The sequence below is a fragment of the Limnohabitans sp. JirII-29 genome (assembly GCF_003063395.1).
Lineage (GTDB): Bacteria > Pseudomonadota > Gammaproteobacteria > Burkholderiales > Burkholderiaceae_C > Limnohabitans.
On sequence record NZ_NESB01000017.1, the window covers coordinates 1 to 7,403 of the forward strand.

The following is a 7,403-nucleotide window of genomic DNA, read 5'->3' on the forward strand; positions in this document are numbered from 1 at the left end:
CTGTGCCACCGTCAATGCGGGCCAGTTGTCCATCGGCTGCGCTGTAGGTACTGGTCAACTTGCTGATGTTACCGCTGCCAATCACAAACACATCGTCGCCCGAACCACCGTACAGCACGTCGGCGCCACCGCCGCCAATGAGGGTGTCGTTGCCCGCACCACCCACCAGGGTTTGGCTGCCGGTGGAAGTCAAACTGTCGGCATCTGAGCTGCCCATCACGTCGACCGCCGTTGGCGCAAACGCGCCGCTGGAGACGCCAAAAATCACGTAGCTGCGTCCTGAGAGGGACCCCGCCGTGCCATTCGAAGCAGGTGCGCCCACCAACAAGTCGGCCAGGCCGTCACCGTTCACATCGCCTGCGGCGCTGACCGAATAACCGCTTAGGTCGGTGTTTCTTTCGCCTGCAATGGCAAACCCTAAAGCGCTTCCACCGTTGACCGCCAGCTCTGTGAGGTTAATGGCTGTGTTGCTGGTCTTGCCAAACACCACGTAGCTGCGCCCGGCATTGCTGCCTGCCGTCGGATCCGACGTACTGGCACCCACAATCAAGTCAGCCAAACCGTCGCCGTTGACGTCGCCAGCGGCGCTCACCGAGATGCCGCTTTGGTCGGAGTTGCATTGGCCGTTGATCACAAAGCCGCCACTCGGGCTAGTTGTGGTGGCTAACGCGCTCAGGTTGATGGCCGTGGTGCTGGTCTTGCCAAACACCACATAGCTACGCCCCGAGAAAGTAGAACCATTACCAGGTTCCCCCACCACCAAGTCGGCCAAGCCGTCGCCGTTGACGTCGCCAGCCCCGCTGACCGACCGACCACTGAGGTAAACGGCGCTTTGCCCGTTGATCACAAACCCCCCAGTTCCAGCTGTCACGGCACTCAGGTCGATGGCCGTGGTGGTGGACTTGCCGAACACCACATAGCTGCGCCCGGCGTTGGTGGTTGCCGCCGACGAATAGGCCGCCCCCACCACCACATCGGCAAAACCGTCGCCGTTCACGTCGCCTGCGGCACTGACCGAAAAACCGCTTTGATCGCTGCTCGATTGACCGTTGATCACAAAGCCGCCACTCGGGCTACTTGTAGCGGCCACTGCGGTCAGGTTGACCGCTGTGGTGGTGGACTTGCCAAACACCACATAGCTGCGCCCGGCATCGGCCCCTGCCGTCGGATCCGACGCACTGGCACCCACAACCAAGTCGGCCAAGCCGTCGCCGTTCACGTCGCCTGCAGCGCTCACCGAGTAACCACTTAGGTCACCCGTGCATTGGCCGTTGATCACAAAACCGCCACTCGGGCTGCTCAAAGCGGCGATTGCACTCAGCTCAATCGCCGTGGTGTCGCTCTTGCCAAACACCACATAGCTCCGCCCTGAGCTGGTGCCCGCTGTGCCACTCGAATTGAGTGCGCCCACAATCAAATCGGCCAAACCATCGCCGTTGACGTCGCCAGCTCCGCTCACAGACCACCCGTTTTGGTCACCAGAGACTTCACCGTTGATCACAAAGCCACCACTCGGGCTACTTGTAGCGGCCACAGCGGTCAGGTTGACCGCTGTGGTGGTGGACTTGCCAAACACCACATAACTGCGTCCCGCACTGGTCAGACCCCCTGGGTCACTCAGATACGCCCCCACAATCACATCGGCCAAACCGTCACCGTTCACATCACCTGCAGCGCTCACAGACCACCCGCTGTAGTCGGTTTGGCATTGGCCGTTGATCACAAAGCCACCCACTGTGCCTGCGGTCACGTCATTCAAGGTCACGCCAAACGACATGCTGGCAATCACCTGCACGGTGTTGCTGGCGTCTTGCCACACCGTGTAGGTCTTGCCGCCATAGGTGAGCGTGCCTTTGCTACTGAAACTGTCTGTCGAGTTCAAATTCAAGATATCGATGCCACTGCCCTCAACCACCAACTGGTGCATGCGCACCGTGCTGGTCAGGGTGTAGGTGCCACTGGCCCAGCCACTGGTGCTGCTTTTGATCAGGTTCATGCCCGCCATGTCGCGCACATCGCTCGCGCTCAAAGTCAAGGTGTTGGCACTGGTGTCCGTCAGCATGTCTATTTTTTCAATGCTGCTGATGCGGCTTCCCCCACTTGGGTTAGACGCCGCACTGTGGGTGATAGCGGTCAAACTCAGGCTGGCACCACCCGTCAAGCGGATCATGTCCGACCCTGTGCCCCCGTCAATGCGGGCCAGTTGTGCCGTATTGCCGTTCGAACCGAAGCTGCTTTGCAGCGCCAGGGCCATGGCGCTGGTCACCACGAAGGTGTCGTTGCCAGAGCCACCGTACAACACATCGGCCCCTGTGGTGGCACTGGCCGTCAGTATGTCGTTGCCCGCACCGCCCACCAGGGTTTGGCTGCCGCTGGAAGTCAGACTGTCGGCACTTGAGGTGCCCATTTGGTCCACCGCCGTTTGCACAATAGCCGTGCTGGTACTGCCAAAAATCACGTAGCTGCGCCCCGAGTTGGTACCTGCAATGCCAGATGAATTACGTGCCCCCACCAACAAGTCGGCCAGCCCGTCGCCGTTCACATCACCGGCAGCGCTGACCGAATAACCGCTGTTGTTGCCGCTAGTCTCGCCCCGAATGACAAATCCCAGACTGCTGTTGGCAGGCACCGCACTCAGGTTGATGGCCGTGCTGCTGGTCTTACCAAACAGCACGTAGGTGCTTCCGGCATCGATACCTGAGAGGGTGTCTGAAAACGGCACCCCCACAATCAGGTCGGCCAAGCCGTCACCGTTGACGTCACCCGCAGCGCTGACCGAGTAACCGCTTTGGTCGTCCGAGCATTGACCGTTGATCACAAAGCCACCACTTGGGCTACTTGTTCTAGCCAAAGCACTCAGATCAATCGCTGTGGTACTGGTTTTACCAAACACCACGTAGCTGCGTCCAGCATCGGTACCCACCAACGAGCTGGACTGGTTGGCGCTGACGATCAAATCGGCCAAGCCATCGCCATTGACATCGCCAGCTCCGCTCACAGACCACCCGCTTTGGTCCCCCGAGCATTGACCGTTGATCACAAACCCGCCACTCGGGCTGCTGGTGGTGGCCAAGGCACTCAAGTCGATGGCGGTGCTGGTGGACTTGCCAAACACCACATAGCTGCGCCCGGCGTCGGTGCGGCCAGACGGGTCGGCATACAACGCCCCCACAACCACATCGGCAAACCCGTCCCCGTTCACATCCCCCGCAGCGCTGACCGAATAACCGCTTTGGTCACCAGAACATTGGCCGTTGATCATGAAGCCGCCCGAGGACAGAGCCGACGCATCGAGCGTGACCATGGTCGAGTCGCTTTTACCAAACACCACATAGCTAACGCCGGCTTGGTTATTGCCAGCCAAGTTGGTCGAGTCGCCGTAACGTGCGCCCACAATCAAGTCGGCATAACCATCGCCATTCACATCCCCTGCCGCGCTGACCGCGTTGCCGCTGTTGCTGAAGCTCGTTCCCTTGATCACAAAGCCTGCCGTGCCCATGCCCGAGGTTTCGACCCCCACCAAACTGACCGCCGTGGTGGTGGACTTGCCAAACACCACATAACTGGCACCAGTGTTGGAACTTGCACCAGCGAGCCTGGCTGTGGTCGCCCCCACAATCAAATCGGCCAGGCCGTCACCGTTGACGTCCCCAGCGCCGCTGACGGAGTAGCCCGAATTGTCCCCACTGCTGCCGCCGTTGATCACAAAGCCACCGGTTCCGGCGGCCACGGCGCTCAGGTTGATGGCTGTGGTGGTGGACTTGCCAAACACCACATAGCTGCGCCCCGAGGTGGTACCTGCTGTGCCGGATGAATACCGCGACCCCACAATCACATCGGCCAAACCGTCACCGTTCACGTCGCCTGCATTGCTCACCGACCAACCGCTTTGGTCGCCCGCGCATTCGCCATTGATCACAAAACCGCCCACCGCTGAGGTGATGTTCGCCAAACTCAAACCCAGCAAACTGCTGACAATCACCTGCACAGTGTTGCTGGCGTCTTGCCACACCGTGAAAGCCTCGTTGTAGTAGGTCACCGTACCTTTATTGCTGTATCCGCTTATACCGCTCACCGTATCCAACGTACTGCCATACACCACCAATTGGTGCATGCGCACCGCATCGAGCAAGGTGTAAGTGCCACTGGCCCAGCCAGCGGTGCTGCTATTAATCACATTCATGCCCGCCATGTCGCGCACATCGCTCGCGCTCAAAGTCAAGGTGTTGGCATTGCCATCGGACAGCATGTCTATGATTTCAATGCTGCTGATGCGGCTGCCCCCACTTGGGTTAGACGCCGCACTGTGGGTGATGGCGGTCAAACTCAGGCTAGCACCCCCCGTCAACTGAATCGTGTCCAACCCCGTGCCACCATCAAGACGCGCCAGTTGTGTGGTGTTACCGCCCGACCCCAAACTGCTTGTCAGCGCCGTCACCATGGCAGCGGTCACCACAAAGGTGTCGTTGCCGGAGCCACCGTACAACACATCGGCCCCTGTGGTGGCACTGGCCGTCAGTATGTCGTTGCCCGCACCGCCCACCAGGGTTTGACTGCCGCTGGAAGTCAGACTGTCGGCACCTGAAGTGCCCATTTGGTCCACCGCGGTTTGCATGACCGTCGCGCTGGTGCTGCCAAAAATCACGTAGCTGCGCCCCGAGTTGGTACCTGCAATGCCAGATGAATTACGTGCCCCCACCAACAAGTCGGCCAGCCCGTCGCCGTTCACATCACCGGCAGCGCTGACCGAATAACCGCTGTTGTTGCCGCTACTCTCGCCTAAAATGGCAAACCCACCGCTGGCCAAGGCCACCGCACTCAGCTCGACGACCGTGCCACTGGTCTTGCCGAACACCACATAGCCAAGCCCGGCATTGCTGCCTGTGAGGGGGTCTGAAAACGGTGCACCCACAATCAGGTCGGCCAAACCGTCCCCGTTCATGTCACCGGCAGCGCTGACCGAGTAACCGCTTTGGTCGCCAGAGCATTGACCGTTGATCACAAAACCACCGAGCGCAGTACCCGTTCCCAGGGCCACCGTAGTCAGGTTGATGGCCGTGGTGGTGGTTTTGCCAAACACCACATAACTGCGTCCGGCACTGGCCCCCCCCGAAGCGCTGGCCAGGTTGACGCCCACAATCAAGTCGGCCAAACCGTCGCCGTTGACGTCGCCTGCGCCACTGACAGAAAAACCCGTTTGATCCCCGCTCGAGCCGCCATTGATCACAAAGCCACCGCTGGCCCCACTGGTCGCAGCCACCGCACTCAGGTTGATGGCTGTGGTGGTGGACTTGCCAAACACCACATAGCTGCGCCCGGTGTCGGTGCGACCGAGCGCGTCGGCATACAACGCTCCCACAATCACATCGGCCAAACCGTCCCCGTTCACATCGCCGGCAGCGCTAACCGAATAACCGCTTTGGTCACCAGAACATTGGCCGTTGATCACAAAGCCGCCTGTGGCTGTTCCCGTCGTGTCAATGGCCGACAAATTGACCGTTGTCGAGCCGCTTTTGCCAAACACCACATAGCTGGTGCCGGCCTGGTTATTGCCGCCTATAGAGGTGGAGTCACCGTAACGTGCACCCACAATCAAGTCGGCATAGCCATCGCCGTTCACATCGCCCGCTGCACTGACCGAGTTGCCAACGCTGGCGAAGCTGATACCCGTGATCACAAAGCCATTGGTGCCCATGCCCGTGGTGTCGGCCCCCGCCAAATTGACAGCCGTGTTGCTGGTTTTGCCAAACACCACATAGCTGACACCGGTGTTTGAATTTGAAGAACCGAACAAGGTGGCGGTCGGGGCCCCCACAATCACATCGGCCAGGCCGTCACCGTTCACATCGCCCGCAGCGCTGACAGAAAAACCCAATTGATCACCACTGCTGCCGCCGTTGATCACAAAGCCACCGCTGCCCAAAACCACCGCGCTCAGGTTGATGGCGGTGGTGCTGGTCTTGCCAAACACCACGTAGCTGCGGCCTGCGAGGCTACTGCTTGTAGTGTCGGCGTACGGCACCCCCACAATCACATCAGCCAAACCGTCGCCGTTTACATCACCTGCATTACTCACAGACCACCCGCTTTGGTCACCCGCGGATTCGCCGTTGATCACAAAGCCACCCACTTCGTTGGTTATGTTTGCAAGTGGGTAGAAAGCATTGATGATGATCGACACGGTGTCTGTTGCCGTCGAAAACGCCGTGGTACCGCTGCTCGTGGTGTCGGCTGTGCTGCCCGCAGTGCCACTGGTGGTGTCCCAGGCTTTGAAAGTCAAGGCACTACTCAAGGTACCGCTATAGCCTGAATTGGGCTGAAAGTACAGCCGGGTGCTGGCATCTGCGTTCAACAGCAACGCTTGAGTGGTGCTGAGCGTGCCCGCCGCTGTCCATGTGCTGCCACTGTCTGTGCTGTAGTACAAAGTCCCATTGGTGTCGACGGCCGTGACCGCAATGCCTTGAACTGCACCAGTGTCAGCGTCGGCGATATTGGTGCTGTTGGCCAAGCTGCTCACCAAGTCACCCACCGCGCCGCTGGGCGCTGCCGCATCTTGGCTCAGTGTCGTCAGTGTCAGCACGGTGTCTGTCAACACTGGCGCGTCGTTGCTGCCCGTCATCGTCACCGTCAACACCTGCGTCGTCCCGTCCGCCGCACTCACCGTCGCCGTGTCCGTGTAGCTGCTCCCGCCCACAAACTCGTCGTGCGCCGTGCTCATGGTGTACGTCCACACACCCCCTGTCGTGATGCTGAATTTGCCGTAGCTGTTGCTCCCTGCCACATTGCTCTGGGCGGTGAACAGGTTGGCCGTGCCGTCCACGTCCGTGCTCGTCAAGGTCCCCCTCGTGCTCTGGACCGCATTCGTCTCGGTCAACGCCCCACTGGTCGTGCCGCTGATCACCGCCGCGTCGTTGGCACCCGTCACGCTCACACTCAAGGTGTTCGTCCCCGTCAACGTCCCGTCGCTCGCGCTCACCGTGAAGCTCTCGCTCGGTGTGCTCCCCGAGCCCACCGCATTGACCGCACTCGCATTCGCCACAAACACGTACGCTCCACTGCTCGCTTTGACGTACAGCGTGCCGTAGGTCCCCACTTTTTGCAGGTCATAGTTCACGCTGTTGACCGTGTAGCTCCCGCTCGTGCTCCCCGTCACCCCATAGCTCAGCGTCGCGCTCTCCGCATCGCTCGCGCTCAAGGTCCCCGTCACGTTCGCAAACGTGTCCGCTGCCGCCGTGTCCACCAGGCTGATCGCGCTCGGCCCCACCACCACCGGCGTGTCGTTGGCACCCGTCACGCTCACACTCAAGGTGTTCGTCCCCGTCAACGTCCCGTCGCTCGCGCTCACCGTGAAGCTCTCGCTCGGTGTGCTCCCCGAGCCCACCGCATTGACCGCACTCGCATTC

The 7,403-nt window shown here is 60.4% G+C and carries 1 protein-coding gene; it reads right to left on the reverse strand.

Features of this window, described 5'->3' with window-relative positions; all coding sequences use genetic code 11:
- On the reverse strand, positions 1–7,403 hold a 7,403-nt coding region (locus B9Z39_RS16755), incomplete at both ends, for a VCBS domain-containing protein (protein WP_108302734.1).